At 69.2% G+C, this 18,105-nt stretch carries 16 protein-coding genes and 1 tRNA gene; 6 read left to right on the top strand and 11 right to left on the bottom strand.

What is annotated here, in order from left to right; translation table 11 throughout:
- The first annotated feature begins 202 nt into the window (after positions 1-202).
- Together G432_RS07245 and G432_RS07240 are read left to right on the top strand one after the other, a co-directional pair.
- Entirely contained in the window at positions 203-1,237 is a 1,035-nt protein-coding gene (locus G432_RS07245) for a LacI family DNA-binding transcriptional regulator (RefSeq protein ID WP_015458173.1), read from the top strand.
- Positions 1,238-1,358: 121 nt separating this feature from the next.
- Positions 1,359-3,845 carry a glycoside hydrolase family 3 protein gene (locus G432_RS07240; protein WP_236626869.1) on the top strand — a complete coding sequence of 829 codons (2,487 nt, stop codon included), beginning with the start codon at positions 1,359-1,361 and terminating at the stop codon, positions 3,843-3,845.
- 108 nt (positions 3,846-3,953) lie between these two features.
- Here G432_RS07240 and G432_RS07235 read toward each other — a convergent pair whose 3' ends face one another.
- Positions 3,954-5,132: an MFS transporter gene (locus G432_RS07235; RefSeq protein ID WP_015458171.1), complete on the bottom strand. Its 1,179-nt coding sequence runs from the start codon at positions 5,130-5,132 to the stop codon at positions 3,954-3,956.
- 15 nt (positions 5,133-5,147) lie between these two features.
- Positions 5,148-6,182 (bottom strand): aldo/keto reductase, encoded by a 1,035-nt coding sequence (locus G432_RS07230; protein ID WP_015458170.1) that lies wholly within the window; start codon positions 6,180-6,182, stop codon positions 5,148-5,150.
- Positions 6,183-6,270: 88 nt separating this feature from the next.
- On the opposite strand from G432_RS07230, the gene G432_RS07225 reads away from it, so the two are divergent.
- A complete protein-coding gene (locus tag G432_RS07225) occupies positions 6,271-7,176 on the top strand; it encodes a LysR family transcriptional regulator (protein ID WP_015458169.1) in 906 nt (301 codons plus the stop codon).
- A gap of 27 nt (positions 7,177-7,203) precedes the next feature.
- Here G432_RS07225 and G432_RS07220 read toward each other — a convergent pair whose 3' ends face one another.
- Together G432_RS07220 and G432_RS07215 are read right to left on the bottom strand one after the other, a co-directional pair.
- The gene (locus G432_RS07220) at positions 7,204-7,602 is read right to left on the bottom strand and encodes a nuclear transport factor 2 family protein (protein WP_015458168.1); all 399 of its coding nucleotides are present in this window, start codon (positions 7,600-7,602) and stop codon (positions 7,204-7,206) included.
- A 76-nt stretch (positions 7,603-7,678) separates the two neighbouring features.
- Complete coding sequence (locus G432_RS07215) at positions 7,679-8,467, bottom strand: TetR family transcriptional regulator (RefSeq protein WP_202192029.1); 789 nt, start codon at positions 8,465-8,467, stop codon at positions 7,679-7,681.
- Between G432_RS07215 and G432_RS07210 the strand changes: the two genes are divergently transcribed.
- The gene (locus G432_RS07210; RefSeq protein ID WP_015458166.1) at positions 8,454-9,122 is read left to right on the top strand and encodes an O-methyltransferase; all 669 of its coding nucleotides are present in this window, start codon (positions 8,454-8,456) and stop codon (positions 9,120-9,122) included. The genes G432_RS07215 and G432_RS07210 overlap by 14 nt on opposite strands.
- 56 nt (positions 9,123-9,178) lie before the next feature.
- Here G432_RS07210 and G432_RS07205 read toward each other — a convergent pair.
- The 3 genes from G432_RS07205 to moaA form a co-directional block, all read right to left on the bottom strand.
- Positions 9,179-9,253 (bottom strand) — tRNA-Asn (locus tag G432_RS07205).
- Positions 9,254-9,341: 88 nt separating this feature from the next.
- Positions 9,342-10,118 carry an NAD kinase gene (locus G432_RS07200; protein ID WP_015458165.1) on the bottom strand — a complete coding sequence of 259 codons (777 nt, stop codon included), beginning with the start codon at positions 10,116-10,118 and terminating at the stop codon, positions 9,342-9,344.
- Entirely contained in the window at positions 10,115-11,152 is a 1,038-nt protein-coding gene (moaA, locus tag G432_RS07195) for a GTP 3',8-cyclase MoaA (protein WP_015458164.1), read from the bottom strand. The genes G432_RS07200 and moaA overlap by 4 nt, the downstream gene beginning before the upstream one ends.
- 145 nt (positions 11,153-11,297) lie before the next feature.
- Here moaA and G432_RS07190 point away from each other — a divergent pair, with 145 nt between their 5' ends.
- Complete coding sequence (locus G432_RS07190) at positions 11,298-13,100, top strand: putative bifunctional diguanylate cyclase/phosphodiesterase (RefSeq protein ID WP_438830596.1); 1,803 nt, start codon at positions 11,298-11,300, stop codon at positions 13,098-13,100.
- Positions 13,101-13,187: 87 nt separating this feature from the next.
- Positions 13,188-13,874 carry a hypothetical protein gene (locus G432_RS07185; RefSeq protein ID WP_015458162.1) on the top strand — a complete coding sequence of 229 codons (687 nt, stop codon included), beginning with the start codon at positions 13,188-13,190 and terminating at the stop codon, positions 13,872-13,874.
- 211 nt (positions 13,875-14,085) lie between these two features.
- Here G432_RS07185 and recN read toward each other — a convergent pair whose 3' ends face one another.
- The 4 genes from recN to secF all read right to left on the bottom strand — a co-directional run bounded on the left by recN (position 14,086) and on the right by secF (position 18,096).
- Positions 14,086-15,747: a DNA repair protein RecN gene (gene recN / locus G432_RS07180; RefSeq protein ID WP_015458161.1), complete on the bottom strand. Its 1,662-nt coding sequence runs from the start codon at positions 15,745-15,747 to the stop codon at positions 14,086-14,088.
- 39 nt (positions 15,748-15,786) lie between these two features.
- The gene (locus G432_RS07175) at positions 15,787-16,563 is read right to left on the bottom strand and encodes an outer membrane protein assembly factor BamD (RefSeq protein WP_015458160.1); all 777 of its coding nucleotides are present in this window, start codon (positions 16,561-16,563) and stop codon (positions 15,787-15,789) included.
- A gap of 140 nt (positions 16,564-16,703) precedes the next feature.
- Positions 16,704-17,090, bottom strand: a complete 387-nt coding sequence (locus tag G432_RS07170; RefSeq protein WP_015458159.1) for an Mth938-like domain-containing protein — start codon at positions 17,088-17,090, stop codon at positions 16,704-16,706.
- A 25-nt stretch (positions 17,091-17,115) separates the two neighbouring features.
- A complete protein-coding gene (gene secF, locus G432_RS07165; RefSeq protein WP_015458158.1) occupies positions 17,116-18,096 on the bottom strand; it encodes a protein translocase subunit SecF in 981 nt (326 codons plus the stop codon).
- Between the last annotated feature and the right edge of the window lie 9 nt (positions 18,097-18,105).

The following is an 18,105-nucleotide window of genomic DNA, read 5'->3' as shown; positions in this document are numbered from 1 at the left end:
GGTCCGTCCGCGCCGGCGCCTTGCCGCGCGGACGCGTTGCGGGCTAGAGCATGATCCGATCTGGCTGAATCGGACCATGCTCTAATTATCTTTTGTTTTCTGTATTTTCCGAGTCGTCAGATGGTGTCATCTGACTGGAAAATGCTCTGGCGGGGGAAGGGCCGGCCTGCCGTCATCATTGCCGGATCGAGGAGTGATCGCTTTGCCCAAACCCACGATCGTCGAGGTCGCCAGGCTGGCGGGTGTCTCCAACTCCACCGTTTCGCGCTGCATCAACAACCCGGAAAAGGTGGACCGCAAGACGCTCGCCCGCGTCCGCAAGGTGATCGAGGAGACCGGCTTCCGCCCCAATCTGCTGGCCCAGAGCTTCCGGCGCGGGCGCACCGACATCGTGCTGGTGGTGATCCACAATATCGGCAGCAGCATCTTTTCCGACATCATCGACGGCATTCGCGGGGTGCTGGGCGATCGCTATTCGATCATCCTGATGGAATCCCGGTCGGAGGAGCAGGGGCATAGCCGCTTCATCGATCTGCTGGTGGCGCGCCAGGTGGTGGGCGTGATCCTGCTCTGCTCCTCGCCGCCCTTTAGCCGGAAGCTGGTGGAGCTGGACAATTTCCCCCGCCTGCCGGTGGTGATCGGGCTGGAGCCGATCAGCGAGGATCTCGCCAGCCTGCCGAGCGTCCATATCGACAATCATCAGGCGGCCTTCGATGCCACCCGCTATCTGCTGGACAGCGGCCATCGCGAGATCATGTTCGTTTCGGGCGAGCGGGGATCGCTGATCACTCAGGATCGCGAGCGCGGCTTCGTCGCGGCCATGGCGCAGGCGGGCATTGCCGGCGGCGCGGCGCGCATCCTCCATGCCGAACTCAGCATACAGGGCGGCATCGCGGCGGCGCACCGGCTGTTCGGCCGGGAAACGCGGCCGACCGCGCTGTTCTGCGCCAATGACGATATCGCGCTGGGCGTGATGAGCGTCGCGCCGCGCTTCGGCCTTGCGGTGCCGGCCGATCTTTCCATCATGGGTTTCGACGACACCATCTATGCGGCGATGGCCAATCCGCCGCTATCCACCGTCGCCCAGCCGACGCGCGACATTGGCGAGCGCGCCGCCCGCCGCCTGCTGCGCGCCATGGAAAGGCCGGACGAGACGCCTGCGGGAACGGACGAACTCGCCGAGATCCTGCCGCACCGGCTGGTCATCCGCCAGAGCACCGCGCCCCGGCTCGCCTGATCCTTTTGGCAGCGATGAAAACGTTGCCATAAATTTGTGGCGAGGGCGCCGGGCGGATGATAATCAGCGCCTGCATGAAAAGGGGCCTGAGCCCCGCAACCGGATCGGCTGGAGGATGAGGATGAAGGCAGGCAGATGTGCGCGGATGGTGTCCCGGCTGGCGTTGGCCGCTTTCCTGTCCGCGCAGGGCGCGCAGGCCCCGGCCGCACCTTCCGAACCCATGCCCGTCCACCCCGGAATCTGGCCGGCCGCGCGCTCGCCCATCGGCCTCGATCCCGCGATCGAGGCGCGGATCGGCGATATCATCCGGCAGATGACGCTGGAGGAGAAGGTCGGCCAGACGCTCCAGCCCGAAATCCGCTGGATCACGCCGGAGGAGGTGCGCGATTACCATATCGGCAGCATCGAGAATGGCGGCGGTTCCTTCCCCAGGGGCAACAAGCATGCCTCGGTCGGGGACTGGGTGGAGATGATCCAATCCTATTGGGAGGCCTCGGTCGATCCGCGCGCCAACCATGTCCGCATCCCCCTGATGTGGGCGTCGGATGCGGTGCACGGCCATAATAATGTGCTGGGCGCCACGCTCTTTCCCCACAATATCGGCCTCGGGGCCGCGCACGATCCCGATCTGATCCGCCGCATCGGCGCGGTGACGGCGGCGGAGGTGCGCTCGACCGGCATGGACTGGGCCTTCGCGCCGACCATCGCCGTGGCGCGGGACGATCGCTGGGGCCGCACCTATGAAAGCTATTCGGAAGATCCGCGCATCGTCTCCCGCTATGCCGCCGCCATCGTCGAGGGGCTGGAAGGCAGCGGCAGGGCCTTTCTCGACCGGGATCACGTTCTCGCCACCGCCAAGCATTTCCTGGGCGACGGATCGACCGACAAGGGCCGCGACCAGGGCAATTCGCTGGTGTCGGAGGAGGAGCTGAGCCGGGTCGACGCGGCCGGTTACGTCACCGCCATCGGTGCCGGCGCGCAGACGGTGATGGCCTCCTACAGCAGCTGGCACGGCACCAAGATGCACGCGAACAAGGCGCTGCTCACCGATGTGCTGAAGGTGCGGATGGGCTTTGACGGGCTCATCATCGGCGACTGGAACGGCCATTCGCAGATTCCGGGCTGCACGCTTTCCGACTGCGCGATCGCCTTCAATGCGGGCGTGGACGTGTTCAACGTGCCGACCGACTGGAAGGCGCTTTACCACAATATGATCCGCCAGGTCCGATCGGGCGAGATACCGATGGCGCGGCTGGACGATGCGGTGCGCCGGGTGCTGCGCGTCAAGTTCCGCGCCGGCATCATGGACGGGGCGGCGCCCAGGGATCGGCCCGGCACCCTCCGGCCGATCGGCACGGCGGAGCATCGCGTCGTCGCGCGGGAGGCGGTGCGCAAGTCGCTCGTGCTGCTCAAGAATAACGGATCGCTGCTGCCGATCCGGCCGGGCGCCCGCATCCTCGTGGCGGGCGAGGGCGCGGATAATGTGGCGATGCAGACCGGCGGCTGGACGCTTTCCTGGCAGGGAAATGACAATGGGCCGGCCGAATTTCCCGGCGCCACCTCCATCTACCAGGGCATCCGGCAGGCGGCGGAGGCGGCCGGCGGCATGGCCGAGCTTGCGCCGGACGGGGCCTTCGCCCGCAAGCCGGATGTGGCCATCGTCGTCTTCGGCGAGACGCCCTATGCCGAATATATGGGCGACCAGACCGACGTCGCACTCCACCATGGCAACAATGAAAGCCTGGCGCTGCTGAAGCGGCTGAAGGCGGCGGGCATTCCCACGGTGGCGGTGCTGCTGTCCGGCCGGCCGCTCTACGTGAACCCGCAGATCAACCAGGCCGACGCCTTCGTCGCGGCCTTCCTGCCGGGATCGGAAGGCGCGGGCGTGGCGGACGTGCTGATCGCCGGGGCGGACGGCAAGCCGCGCCACGATTTCACCGGCCGGCTCAGCTTCTCCTGGCCGAAGCGGCCGGACCAGACGCCCCTCAATATCGGCGATGCCGATTATGATCCGCAATTCGCCTACGGGTTCGGCCTTACTTATGCCGCGCCGGCCGAAACGCCGCGCCTGCCGGAGGTGGAGACCAGCGTCCAATATGGCGACCGCGGCGTCTATTTCGCCAGGGGCGTCTTCTGGAACGGCTATGGCCTCACGTTGGGCGCGGCGGGCGCGCCGCCGGTCGCCTATGCCGGCAAGCCGGCGGGCGCGGGCGCCGTCACCGCCGGTCCCAGCCCGCGCGATCCGCTGGCCGTGCATCTCGGCTGGAACGGCAAGGGGGAAGGGTGGGTCGCCATCGCCGCCGCCGATCCCACCGATATCTCGCGCGAGGCGAACGGCTCGATGCTCGTCAGCCTGGACGTCAAGGTCGGCAAGGCGCCGTCCTCGGCCGTGCATCTGATGGTGGGCGATACGGCGCTGCCCATCGCCCGCCTGCTCCGCCCCGGCGCCAGCCATCTCGAAATCGCGCTGCCCTGCTTCAAGGGGCAGGATTTCAGCAAGGTCCAGCCGCTGCTTCGGCTGAAGACGGGCGGCACGCTCGACATGGACCTGATCGATGCCCGGCTGGTCGAAAACAAGACCGGCACGGTCTGCCCGGCGGAGGAGTGACGACGGGGTTCGATGAGCGTGACTCATCGAACCTTGATTAAGACCGCGGCGCCTGAGCCTTTCCAGGCGTGATGCGCCAGCATCTCGACGCCTTGGTATGGGGCGCGATCAGGCGGCTTCGTTGCAGAGCTGCTCGGCCGCCTGCCCGGCCGGGCGCCGGGCGAGCAACACCGCGCCCAGCCCCAGCGCCGATGTCGCGGCGCCGGCCAGCGCCACGGCCGGATAGCCCAGCCCGGCGGCGATCACCCCGCCGCCCAGCGCCGCGCCGATGGCATTGCCCAGGTTGAACGCGCCGATGTTCATCGACGAAGCGAGGTTGGGCGCATCGGCGGCGGCGGCCATCACCCGCACCTGCAGCGGCGGCACCAGCGCAAAGCTCGCCACGCCCCACAGGAAGACGAGGATGGCGGTCGGCGCGGCATAGGGCATCAGCGCCGCGAACAGCACCAGCACGGCGGCGAGCGAGGCGAGCGTGACGATCAGCGTCATGTCCACCGAACGATCGGCAAAGCGCCCGCCCAGCCAGTTGCCCATCGTCAGGCCCAGGCCGTATGTCACCAGCATCGCCGTCACGAAGCCCAGCGAGGCGTGCGTCTGCTCGCGCAGGATCGGGGTGATGTAGGTGAAGACGGTGAACATGGCGCTCGCGCCCACCACGGTTAGGCCGAGGGCGGCCAGCACCGGCCCGCGCGTCAGCACCCGCAGCTCGGCCACGGCATCGCCGTCCTTCGGCGCGGCCATGTCCGGCAGGGTGAGGCGCAGCGCCGCCATCGTCACCACGCCCAGCGCCGATATGCCCCAGAAGGCCGCGCGCCAGCCCATCTCCTCGCCCGCCCATGTCGCCAGCGGCACGCCCACGACATTGGCGATGGTCAGCCCCATGAACATCGCCGCCACCGCGCCCGCCTGCCGTTCGCGCGGCACGAGGCTGGCCGCCACGATCGATCCGACGCCGAAGAAGGCGCCGTGGTTCAGCGATGTGATGATGCGGGCCGCCAGCAGCATCTCGTAGCTGGTCGATATCGCCGCCAGCAGGTTGCCCAGCGTGAAGATGGCGGCCAGCCCGATCAGCAGCGTCCGCCGCCGCATCCGCCCGGTGGTGAGCGTCATCAGCGGCGCGCCCAGCATCACGCCCAGCGCATAGGCGCTGATCAGCAGGCCGGCGGCGGGGATGGAAACGCCAAGGTCGTTGGCGATGACGGGCAGCAGCCCCATCGGCGCGAATTCGGTGACGCCGATGCCGAAGGCGCCGGCGGCCAGGGCGAGCAGGGGAGGATTGATCTTCATGACGGGCTTTCCGGGTCAGACGAGCGGCGGGTTCAGGCGGGCGAAGCCTTCCTGCTGGCGATAGGGGGCATGCGGATAGGGCGGCATCACGTCGCTCGCGGCGTCCAGCCGGGCGACCTGCTCGGCCGTCAGCGACCAGCCGATGGCGCCCAGATTCTGGCGAAGCTGCTCTTCGTTGCGCGCGCCGATGATCACTGACGAAACCGTCGGCCGGCCGATCAGCCAGTTGAGCGCGATCTGCGGCACCGTTTTGCCGGTTTCCCCGGCGATGGCATCCAGCACGTCGACGACGCGATAGAGCAGCTCGTCCTCCACCGGCGGCGCGAAGGCGGCGGTTTCGTGGAGGCGGCTGCCGGCCGGGATCGGCGCGCTGCGGCGGATCTTCCCCGTCAGCCGCCCCCAGCCCAGCGGGCTCCACACCAGCGCGCCCACGCCCTGATCGGCCGCCAGCGGCATCAGGTCCGCCTCATAGGCGCGGCCGATCAGCGAATAATAGACCTGGTGGGCGATGAAGCGCGGCCAGCCATGGCGGTCGGCCAGGGCCAGCGCCTTCATCAGCTGCCAGCCGGGATAGTTGGATACGCCGACATGGCGCACCTTGCCGGTGCGGACCAGCATGTCGAGCGTGGCGAGCAGTTCCTCCACGGGCGTCGAGGCATCGAAGGCATGGAGCTGCAGCAGGTCGATATGGTCGGTGCCCAGCCGTTTCAGCGCGCCTTCCACGGCGCGGATCAGGCGCGATCGGGATACGCCCCAGTCGCCCGGCCCGTCGCCGGTCGGCAGGCCGGTCTTGGTGGAGATCAGCACAGCGTCGCGCCGGCCGCGGATCGCCTCGCCCAGCACTTCCTCCGAAGCGCCGTCGGAATAGACGTCGGCCGTGTCGAACAGGGTGACGCCGGCTTCCAGGCAGATGTCCACCAGCCGCCGTGCCTCGCGCGCGTCGCTATTGCCCCAGGCGCCGAACAGCGGGCCGGCCCCGCCGAAGGTGCCGGCGCCGAAGCTCAGCACGGGCACCCGGAGCCCCGACGCTCCCAATTGCCGATATTCCATCCGCGTCCCTTTCAACTGCTATAGGAGCGCATAGATGGATCGCCACGGAGTCCGCCGGTAGGCCGGCTGGAGGCGAAGGATTTTTGAAATGGATGCAAAGATCGCCCCCGCCGCCGATCGCGCCCGCGCGCTGGAGATATTCACCGCCGTCGTCGCGGAAGGCAGCTTCTCCGCCGCCGGGCGGCAGCTCGGCCTCACGCCCTCGGCGGTCAGCCGCGCGATCGATCGGATCGAGGCGCGGCTGGGCGTGCGGCTGCTGTTGCGGAGCACGCGGGCGCTGGCGCTCACTGCCGAGGGGCAGGCCTATCTCGCGGCCGCGCGGCGCATCCTCACCGATCTCGACGATGCGGAGCAGGCGATCGCGGACCAGGGCGCGCCGCGCGGCCGCCTGCGGATCAGCGCCGCGCAGGCCCATGGCCGGCTCCGCATCGTGCCGTTGCTGGGCGAGTTCACCCGACTCCATCCGCACATCCTCGTCGATATCAGCCTCAGCGACAGGCTGGTCGACATCGCCGGCGGCGAGGCCGATGTCGCCATCCGCTTCGGCCCGCTGGCCGATAGCCCGCTCACCGCGCGCAAGCTGGGGGAGAATGGCCGGGTGATCGTCGCCTCGCCGGCCTATCTCGCGCGTCACGGTACGCCGCATATTCCCGAGGACCTCCACGACCATAATTGCCTCAGCTTCAATTTCCGCCGGGCCGAGCCGGTCTGGCCCTTCCGGCGCGACGGCCGCGATTATGCCCTCGCCGTCAGCGGCAATATCGAGGCGAACAATGGCGAGACGCTGGGCCAGCTTGCGATCGACGGCGTCGGCATCACGCGTGTCGGCTTCTTCGGGGTGGAGGATGATATCGCCGCCGGCCGGCTCGTCCCGTTGCTGGAGGAGTATAATCCGGGCGACAGGGAGGCGGTCCACGCCGTGTTCGCTGGCGGCCCGAACATGCCGGCCCGCGTGCGGGTGTTCGTCGATTTCCTGGTCGAACGGCTGGCGTGATCGCCCGGCGCCTCCGGGAAGGGCGCCTCAGGCAAGGGTGAGGTAGATTTCCGCCTCGATCACCCAGTCCGCGCCGATCCTGCGCCATTTGGCGGCATAGGTGCCGGAAGCGACTGCTGCCCCGCCTTCCGCGGCAAGGCCCTGCCAATGGCCCTGTTCCAGCGCGATCGGTTCCACCGGCGAAGCCTGGATGGTGTCCGGCGTGCGGGTGTAGATCGTCCGCTCCCGCGCCGCGAATTCGCGTTTCCATGCCAGCAATTGCGCCTTGCGGCCGGAAATCACGGCGCTGTCCGTGCCGGTGACGAGAATGGCGTTGGGCGCGAGCAGCGGGCCGATCGCCGCCAGGTCGGCTTCGGCCAGCGCCCGGTTGAAGGCGGTGCGGCGCAGGCGGATCGCAAGATCGGGCAGGGGGGCGGCCTTCGTCATCTTCGGAAGGGGTTCGGGTTGGGACCAATCGACATTCAGCCCTGACGGCCTGCCATCATCTGAATGTCGATTGGTCCTAGCGGGTTGGCCCCGTCTCCGGCAAGGGTGGATCGGCGGCGCGGCCGGCGGCCTCGGCCAGCTTCTCCAGATAGGCGCAGAACATGTCGGCAAGCGCATCGGCATAGACCTGGATTTCCGCGGGCGTGCGCGGTGTCTCGGAGAAATCGCTGCCCACTTCGCGGAGCGTGGTCTTTATCAGCCTGGCCGCCACTGTCCGCGTCTCCGCCGATATGCCCGGCAGGGCCTCCTGCAGGAACGCCTTGAAGATATGGGCGGTCGTTTCCCGCGCTTCCCTGGCCTCGGGCGCGTCGCGATAGAGCGGGGCGGCATCGGCGAGCGCCTGCCGGATCTGCGCCTCCTCGCACTCGGATCGGACGAAGGCGTGGACGAGCCTGCGCAGCCGGAGGGCGGGCGGATCGCGCCCGTCCTCGAGGATGTCGCGCAGCAGCCCCGACGTCTGCCGCCACTCGTCGCTCTGGAGCCGGAAGAGGATGGCCGCCTTGTTGGGGAAATATTGGTAGAGCGAACCGACGCTCACGCCCGCGCGCTCCGCCACGCGGGCGGTGGTGAATCGCTGCGCTCCCTCGCTCGTCAAAACCTGAACAGCGGCGTCGAGAATCGCCGCGACAAGATCGTTCGATCGTGCCTGCCTGGGCTGTTTTCGCGAGGAAACATCAGGGTTTCGGGCGTTGGTCACGATAAGGCTAGGCCAATACGAATAGGGAATGTGACGAATTAGTCGTATTCTTCCGATCGAGCAAATGAACGCTGCTCGATATCGGAGAAAATCGATGAACACCCTCATGAGCGCCCCCGTGGCGCCCCTGCTCGATCGCCTGTTCCGCGAGGCGGATTCGGCATCGCCGATGGCCAGCCCCGCCTTCACCGCCATGTCCGATGAGGAACGCCTCAGCCTGCTGCGGAGCAGGACGGGCTATGCCGCGCTCTACAGCGATCTCAAGGAATTCGCCCTTCCCGTGTCGCGGGAAACGGGAACGCTGCTCTACATGCTGGCGCGCGCGACCCATGCCCGCTCGATCGTCGAGTTCGGCACGTCGTTCGGCCTTTCGACCCTGTATCTGGCCGCCGCGCTGCGCGATAATGGCGGCCAGGGCCGGCTGATCACCAGCGAGTTCGAACCGTCCAAGATCGCGCGCGCCAAAGCGAATCTGGCCGCCGGCGGCCTCGCCGATCTCGTCGAATTCCGCGAAGGCGATGCCTTGCAGACCCTCGCGGTCGATTTGCCGGAGGCGATCGATCTGGTCCTGCTGGATGGCGCCAAGGCCCTCTATCCCGACATTCTCGGACGGGTCGAACCCCATCTGCGCACAGGCGCGATCGTCATCGCGGACAATGCGGATTTCAGCCCCGAATATCTGGAACATGTCCGCTCGATCGCGAACGGCTACATGTCCCTGCCCTTCGGTGGGGATGTCGAACTGTCGGTTCGGCTGGGCTGAGGGGCGTCAGGCGCCGGATGACCGCAAAGGGTGCAGCCCTTCCGCAAAGGCGGAAGTGGCTCCCCGGGCCTGATTCGAACAGGCGGCCGTCCGATTAACAGTCGGATGCTCTACCGCTGAGCTACCGGGGATCACCATTCGTCCCGACCAAGGCGTCGAGGCGAGGCGCGCCTATAGCAGCGGCTTATCGCGGGTTGCAAGCCCCTCTTTTCCGCTTTTTCAGACGGCGAACTGTTCCATGGTGATGCGGTCGTCCAGCGCATGTTCGGGGTCGAACAGCAGGGTGAGCGAGCTGGCCCGGTCGATCGCGACGGATACCGTCGCCACGTCGCGCACCTCGCGCTGGTCGGCCACCGCGCTCACCGGCCGTTTCACCGGATCGAGCACGCGGAACTTGATTCGCGTGCGTTCGGGCAGGATGGCGCCGCGCCAGCGGCGGGGGCGGAAGGGGCTGATCGGGGTCAGCGCGATCATCGCCGAATCGAGCGGCAGGATCGGCCCCTGCGCGGAGAGGTTGTAGGCGGTGGAGCCGGCCGGCGTGGAGGCGAGCACGCCGTCGCACACCAGCTCGGGCAGCACCACGCGGTCGTTCACCAGCACTTCCAGCTTCGCCGTCTGCCGGGTTTCGCGCAGCAGCGACACCTCGTTGATCGCGGGATAGGATACGGTCTCGCCGTCCACCGTCTCCGCATCCATGCGCAGCGGCGTCACCGTGAAGGTCTTGGCGCGCCCGATCCGGTTTTCCAGAAGATCGGGGCTCCATTCGTTCATCAGGAAGCCCACCGTGCCCAGGTTCATGCCGAACACGGGCAGGATGCGCCGCCTGTCCAGCATGGCGTGCAGCGTCTGGAGGAGGAAGCCGTCCCCGCCCAGCGCCACCACCAGCGTCGCTTCCTCGATCGGCACCCATTCATAACGGTCGCGCAGCACCACCGCGGCCGCCTGCGCGGCTTCGGTGGGGGAGGGGACCAGCGCCAGCCTGTGCTCGGTCGTCATCCGCCGGTGACGCTCATATGGCGTGCCACGGCGGGCGCCGCCCCGCGCCGGTCGATATGGAAATCATGATGTTCGGGTTTCCTCGTCATCGCTTCGTCCAGCAGGGCGTCCAGCGCCGCCGGGCCGCCCGCGCGCAGCGCGCCGCGCAGGTCGACGCGCGCATCCTGGCCCAGGCAGAGGTAGAGCATCCCGCCGGCGGTGATCCGCACCCGGTTGCAGCCGGCGCAGAAATTCTCGGTCAGGGGCGTGATGAAGCCGATCCGCGCGTCCAGCTCCTCCACGCGATAATAGCGCGCCGGGCCGCCGGTGCGGTCGATCAGCGGGGTCAGGGTGAAGCGGGCGGCCAGCGCCTCGCGCACCCCGGTCAGGGGCAGGTAGCGATCGGTGCGATCCTCCTCGATCCACCCCAGCGGCATCGTCTCGATCAGGGTCAGGTCGTGCCCCTCCGCCGCGCACCAGCGCAGCATGGGCTCGATCTCGTCCTCGTTCAGGCCCTTCAGCGCCACCATGTTGATCTTCACGCCCAGGCCGGCGGCCGTGGCGGCGGCGATGCCGCCCAGCACCTTCTCCACCTCGCCCCGCCGGGTGATGTGGCGGAAGGTGGCGGGATCGCGGCTGTCCAGGCTCACGTTCACGCGGCGGATGCCGGCATCGAACAGGGCCTGGGCGTTGCGGGCGAGGTTGGTGCCGTTGGTGGTGAGGGTCAGTTCGTCCAGCCCGCCGGTGGCGAGATGGCGGCCGATCATCCGTGCCAGATCGGGCACGCCGCGCCGCACCAGCGGCTCGCCGCCGGTCAGCCTTATCCGGCGGACGCCGCGCGCGACGAAGGCATCGGCGATCGCGGCGATCTCCTCCAGCGAAAGGATCTCCGATCGCGGGCTGAAGGCCATCGCTTCGGGCATGCAATAGCGGCAGCGCAGGTCGCAGCGATCGGTGACCGAAATGCGCAAATAGGTGATTCGGCGCCCGAATCCGTCGATCAGGGCTTTAGCCGGGGCGATTCCGGCGGCACCCGTCTGCGCCATGCTGGTCATGGGGGTGAAGCTAGGGCCGGGGCGGGCCAGGGGCAAGCCCGGCGGGCCGGGCGCAATCATGTCGTTAACGTAACGTGGCATCATTTTCGCCCATTGGCGCGGACGGCGAGGCGGACTAGCATCGCGCGAAACCATCGATCGAAGGATGAGAGCTATCGCGCCGCGCCACGAAAGCGTTGCGGAACAGGCCAGTGGCGGGCCTGTGGCCGCCATCCCGGCGATCTTCCTGGTGTCGTTCCGTCATCGTGATGAGATCGGCGGCATGGCGGAACGGGCCGGCTGGCGCGTGGTCCTGGCGGGCAGGGGCGAGGCGGCGGATGTCGAGCGCCCCTTCCTTTCCAGCGCCGCCCAGGTGGCCGTGGTCGATGCCCGCGGCGCGCTGGAGGAAGGGCTGGCCGCCGCCCGCCTGCTCGCCGATCCGGTGGAGGCCAATGCCGGCGCGCTGCTGGTGCTGCTGTCGCGCGGCGATGTCGCCGCGCTCGATTCGGTCCATGCCGCCGGCGCGACCCATTATCTGGCCAGTCCCTTCGGCGAGGCGGAATTCGCGCAGATGCTCCGCTTCGCCGATCGCCATGCCGATCGGCTGGCGCGGGGGCGGCGGGACGTGGCGAAGGCGGATGCCGCGCCGGAACGCCGCCGCGATCGCCGCAGCCGCGATGCGCTGACCGGGCTTGCCGATCGCGCGGCGCTGCGGCGCTGGGTGGATCGCCATTGCGGCGCGCCGGCGGCCGCGCGCGCCGGCATGGCGGAAGGGCCGGCCTGCGTGCTGATGCTGCTTGCCGTCACCCGTTTCGATGCGATCAACGCCGCCTTCGGCAATCTGGCGGGGGACAAGGTTCTCCAGGCGGTCGCCCGGCGTATCGAACGCCAGCTCGATCCGGCGATGGCGCGGCGCGGCTGCGTGGCGCGGGTGGCCGGCGCGGAGTTCGCGGTCGCTCTGGCGCCGCCGGCCACCGTCGAGGATGCGGAGCGGCTGGCGGCCGAGCTTACCGATGCGATCGCCCGGCCCTTCGCGGTGGACCAGCATGTCGTCTCGCTTTCCTCGCGCATCGGCATCGCCGCGCCCGACGGGACGGAGGAGGGCGATGCCCTGATCCGCCGCGCCAGCCTGGCGCTGGCCGAGGCCCGCGCGGGGGACGGCGCCGCCCGCGCGCTGGATGCGGTGGACGAGGCGCAGGTGGCCCGCGCCAGCCGGCTGGAGGTGGACCTGCGCGTCGCGCTCGACCGGGACGAGATCGGCATCCTTTTCCAGCCGCAGGTTTCCGTCACCACCGGCGCCGTCGTCGGCATCGAGGCGCTTGCCCGCTGGCGCCATCCGGAACTGGGGGCGCTGGGGGCGGCCACCCTGTTCGCGACGGCCGAGCGATCGGACTATCTCGTCCAGCTTTCCGAACATGTGCAGGCCAAGGCGCTGCGCATCGCCGCCGGCTGGGGCGGGGCGCGGGCGGGGCTCCGTCTCGCCGTCAACGTCACCGCCGCCGATATCGCCCGGCCGGGCTTCGTAGCCCGCTTCCTGGCGCTGGTCGACAATGCCGGCTTTCCCCGCGCGCGGCTGACCGTGGAAGTCACCGAAAGCGGCCTGATCGACGATCTCGGCCATGCGGCCGCCATGCTGGGCGAATTGCGCGCGGCGGGGCTGCGTGTGGCGATCGACGATTTCGGCACCGGCTATTCCAGCCTCGCTTATCTGAAGGCGCTGCCGCTCGATTACCTCAAGATCGATCAGCGGCTGGCGCAGGACATCACCGGATCGGCGCGCGATCGGGTGGTGGTGCGCGGCGTGATCGAAATGGCGCGATCGCTGGGCCTCGCCGTGATCGCCGAGGGGGTGGAGACGGAGGAGCAGCTTGCCCTGCTGGCGGCGGAAGGCTGCAACATCTACCAGGGCTATCTCTGCGCGCCGCCCCTTGACGAAACCGCGCTGGCGGCGCTGGTGGAGCGCGAATAAGGGGAACCGGGCGGCCGTCCCGTGCGTCCCCTGAGGAAGCCGCCGGCCGATGGTGCCGGCACCGGGGGGAGGGAGTATTTGACTGTCATGCGCGGCGTGCCGCTCGCCATCCTTGCCCCTGTCGTCATAGCGGCCGCGCCGGCCCCCGCACCGGAAACCCCGCGCGACATCCTGATCCAGGCGGCGTTCCAGACGGCGGACAAGGCGACCGCGCTGGCGCTGATCGGCAAGGCCATCCAGCGGGCCGATGCCATCCTGATGACGGACCCGCGCAACCGCGAGGCGGCGATGCAGCGCGGCATCGCCATCGGCTACCGCGCCAAGCTCACCCGCAGCCGTTCGGACGCGCAGATGTCGCGCCGCATCTTCGAAAGCCTCGCCGCCGCCGATCCGAACGATGCGGAGGTGCAGTTGCTGATCGCCGGCTGGCACCTCGACGCGATTGACGATCTCGGCGGCCTCGTCGCGCGCACGGCGCTGGGCGCGCGCCACAATGTCGGCCAGGCCGCGCTCGATCGCGCGGTGGCGCTGGCGGGCAACCGGCCCTTCTTCGCCGGCATGGCCGCGCTGATGCGCATCCGCCACGATGACGACGATATCGCCGCCGCCCGCCGCCTGGCCGAGGAGGCCGCGTCCGCGCCCGTCGCCACCCCGCTCGATCGGCTGATGAAGCGCAGCATCGATCAGGTGCTGCCGGCATTGCGCGCCGGCAACGGCAAGGCCGCCCAGGCGATCGCCCGCAAGCTGCTGCCGTTCGGGCGGGTGGGCACGTAGGGAGGTATCGCCGGCCGCGCCTCTCCCCTTCCTGAAACGAAGGGGGCGGCGCGCCGCACGGGATGTCCCGATGCTCGATCGCTCGTCTCGCCGATCGTGAAGCGCGGTTGCCGGCGCCATGGACCGGCCATCCACCGGCATGCTTCTGGAAAGGCGCTCCGTGTGCCCGTCCGCCCTAAGTCCCTTCCTTCCAGGGAGGGTCGATCGGAAGCTACGCGGCTTCCAGCAACCGCGCCGCCTGCGCCCGCGCCTCGTCCGTCACCGCCGCGCCGCTCAGCATACGGGCGATCTCCTCGCGGCGGTCGGCGGCGTCCAGCGCGGTCACGCCGGTGCGGGTGACGGTGCCGTCGTGGCTCTTGGCGATCAGCCAGTGGGCGTTGGCGCGCGCCGCCACCTGCGGGCTGTGGGTGACGACCAGCAATTGCGCGCGCGCCGCCAGCCGGGCCAGCCGCTCGCCGATCGCGCTCGCTACGGCGCCGCCGACGCCGCGATCGATCTCGTCGAAGATCATCGTCCGCGCGGCGCCTTCCTCGGCCAGCGCGACCTTCAGCGCCAGGATGAAGCGGCTCAGTTCGCCGCCGCTGGCGATCTTCACCAGCGGCGCGAAGGGCGCGCCGGGATTGGTTGATATCTCGAATTCCACCCGGTCGCGTCCGGCCGGCCCCCATTGCGCCTCGGCCAGCGGCTCCACGGCGGTGCGGAAGCGGGCGGCGTCCAGCTTGAGCGGCGGCAGCTCGGCCGCCACCGCCGCGTCCAGCCGCGCGGCCGCCGTGCCGCGCGCCTCGGTGAGCGCGGTCGCGGCGTCGAGATAGGCGGTGCGCGCGGCCGCCGCCTCGGCCTCCAGCCGGGCGATGCCCTCGCCGCCCGCCTCGATCCGCCCCAGCCGCTCGCGCAGCTCGGCGGCGAGCGCGGGCAGCGCATCGGGTTCCACGCGATGCTTGCGGGCCATGGCGCGCAGCTCGAACAGCCGGGTTTCGGCTTCCTCCAGCCGATCGGGATCGAAGGCCAGCGCCTCTTTCGCGGCGGTTAGCCGATCCTCGGCCTCGCCCGCCTCGATCACCGCCCGGTCGAGCGCCTCGAGCGCCTCGGCCAGCAGGGGATGCTCGCCGGCGATCCGGTCCAGCCGCCGCGCCGCCTGCCGTAGCTGCGCCGCGCCGCCTTCCGATCCGTCGAGATGCCCGGTCACGGCCTCCAGATCCTCGGCCAGCCGCGCGCCTTTCTGCATGTCGGCGCGGGCGGTGGAGAGCGCTTCCTCCTCGCCCGCCTCGGCGGCAAGCGCGTCGAGCTCGGCCACGGCATGCTCCAGCCATTCCCGGTCGCGCGCCGCATTTTCGAGGTCCGCGACCGCCCCGGCCAGCCTTTCCTCTGCCGCCCGCCACGCGCGATGGGCGTTGGCCGCGGTCTGCGTGTCGATCCGCCCGAAGGCGTCGAGCAGCGCGCGGTGTCCGCGCGGGTTCAGGAGGCCGCGATCGTCATGCTGGCCGTGAATCTCGACGAGATGGGGCGCCAGTTCCTTCAGCAACGCGGCCGATGCCGGCTGGCCGTTCACCGTCGCCCGGCTGCCGCCGTCCGCCTTCACGATGCGGCGGATCACCAGCGGCTCGCCCGGCTCGGCCTGCAGCCCGTTCTCGACCAGCAGCTCGGCTGCCTCATGGTCGTCCGGCAGGTCGAAGCTCGCCGTCACCACCGCCTGCTGCGCGCCGTTGCGCACCAGCCCGCTATCGGCGCGCGCGCCCAGCGCCAGCCCCAGCGCGTCGAGAAGGATGGATTTGCCGGCCCCGGTCTCGCCGGTCAGCGCGCCCAGGCCCGGCCCGAAATCGAGGTCCAGCGCCTCGATCAGCACGACGTCGCGGATCGAAAGCGCGCTCAGCACGGCAGGCCCGCCGGGGCGCTCATGCCGGAACGGCGGGGATCAGGCCGGGTGCTTCTGCACCAGCGCATAAGCGCGCTCGTACCATTTCGATCCGGGATAGTTGGCGCCCAGCACGGCCGCCGCCTTCTTCGCTTCCTCGGGCACGCCCAGCGAAAGATAGCATTCGGTCAGCCGCATCAGCGCCTCGGGCACGTGGGTGGTCGTCTGATATTCGTCCACCACCTTGCGGAACCGGATGGTCGCGGCCAGCCAGTCGCGCCGCCGTTCGTAGAAACGGCCGATCTCCATCTCCTTGCCGCCCAGATGGTCGCGCACCAGGTCCATCTTCAGGCGGGCGTCGGCGGCATAGGGCGTGTCGGGGTAACGGCGCACCACCTCGCCCAGCGCATCGAGCGCCTGCTGGGTGATCTTCTGGTCGCGGGTCACGTCCTGGATCTGTTCGTAATAATCCACGCCGATCAGGTAGAGCGCGTAGGGCGCATCCTTGTTGCCGGGGTGGATCGAAAGGAAGCGCTGCGCCGACTGGATCGAGCTTTGATACTGGCGCGCCAGATAATAGCTGAAGGCGCTCATCAGCTGCGCGCGGCGCGCCCAGGCGGAATAGGGATGCTGGCGCTCCACCTCGTCGAACAGGGCGGCGGCGATCTTGTACTGGCCCTTGTCCAGCCGTTCCTTGGCGGCGTTGTAGAGCGTGTCGACGTCGCGGGCGACATATTTGGTGTCGGCCTTCTTGGCGCCTGAGCTCGCGCAGCCGGCAAGCGGGGCGATCAGGGCGATGGCGACGGCAAGGGCGACCGGGCGGGCAATATAGCGCATGGCGGTGGGTCTTAGACCAGCCTTTCAAAGCCGCCAAGCGGGAAGGGAAGGGTGTGCGCCCGATTGCGAAGATTGTGCGGGGAAGACGGGCAGGCGCGGCCCCGCCATCTGCAATGGCAGGAGGCTACAGGGGCAGCAAGCTACAGGGGCAGCAGGGCGGCGGCGATCCAGCGGCCCTCGGCGCGCAGCACGCCCCAGGCGCGCGCGGCCGCGCGGCTGTCCATTGCCTCCACGCCCACGCCGCGCGCCTCGATCGCGCGGACGAAGGCCACGGGCGGGCGGATCATGTCGCGGCCGGTGCCGATCAGGATGAATTCGGGCGGGGGCGCCATCGCCAGCAGATCGGCCACGTCCGCCTCGGTCAGCGTCGCGACGTCGGTTGCCGTCCAGTCGCGCGCGTCGTCGGGCGTCAGCTTCAGCCCGCCGGGGACGTAGCGATCGGAAACGAGGAAGCCGCGTTCGCGGAATCCCCGCACGATCGGCCCTTCGGGGGCCGGATCGCGCTCCATCTTCGGGCCGTTCGCCATTCCGTTCCCCTCGGGCGCCTCCCCCTCAGGGAACGGCGCCCTCGTTATTCTCGCGCTTGGTCACGCGCTCGGCGCCGGTGGCGGCGGTCTTGGGCGCGAAGCTCTTGGCCGTCACGCCCAGCGAGATCAGCAGCGAGGAGGACACGTAGATGGAGGAATAGGTGCCCACCAGGATGCCCAGCATCATCGCCGCGGTGAAGCCGCGGATCACGTCGCCGCCGAACAGCAGCAGCGATCCCAGCGCCAGCAGCAGGGTCAGCGATGTCATCACCGTGCGCGGCAGCGTCTCGTTCACCGAAAGGTCGACCAGCGCGCGCATGTCCATCTGGCGATATTTGCGCAGATTCTCGCGGATGCGGTCGTCGATCACGATCTTGTCGTTGATCGAATAGCCCACGATCGTCAGCACCGCGGCGACGATGCTCAGGTCGAACTCGATCTGGGTGAGCGCGAAGAAGCCCATCGTCACCAGCACGTCGTGGATGATCGCGACGGCGGTCGAAAAGCCGAACTGCCATTCGAAGCGGAACCAGGAAAACAGCGCGATGCCGATGATCGAAAGCACCACGGCGGTCACGCCCGTGCGGATCAGCTCGCCCGAAACCTTGCCCGAAACGGTGTCGGTGCGGCGGAACTGGACGCCCGGATATTTGGCCTCCAGCGCGCCCTGCACCTTCTTCACCACCTGGTTGGTGGCGCCTTCATCGGTCGATTCGGGCAGGGGCAGGCGGATCGAGACGACGTTGGTCTGGCCGAACTGCTGGAGCGAGCTTTCGCCCACGCCCAGCCGGTCGACATCGCGGCGCAGCTCGTCGAGCGATACCGGCTTCTGGAACTCCGTCTCGACCATCAGGCCGCCGACGAAGTCCACGCCCAGGTTCAGGCCGCGGATGCCCAGCAGGGCGACCGAGGCGACCGTCAGCAGGCCGGTCAGCGTGAAGGCGATCCACCTCAGCTTGACGAAGCCGATATTGGTGTTGTCGGGAACGAGCTTGAGCAGGCGCATGGTCCGGTC

It is taken from the genome of Sphingomonas sp. MM-1, from assembly GCF_000347675.2.
GTDB classification, from domain to species: Bacteria; Pseudomonadota; Alphaproteobacteria; order Sphingomonadales; family Sphingomonadaceae; genus Sphingomonas_E; species Sphingomonas_E fennica.
The sequence above is the reverse complement of the archived record's forward strand: the minus strand, read 5'-3'. Positions and strand labels throughout refer to the sequence as shown.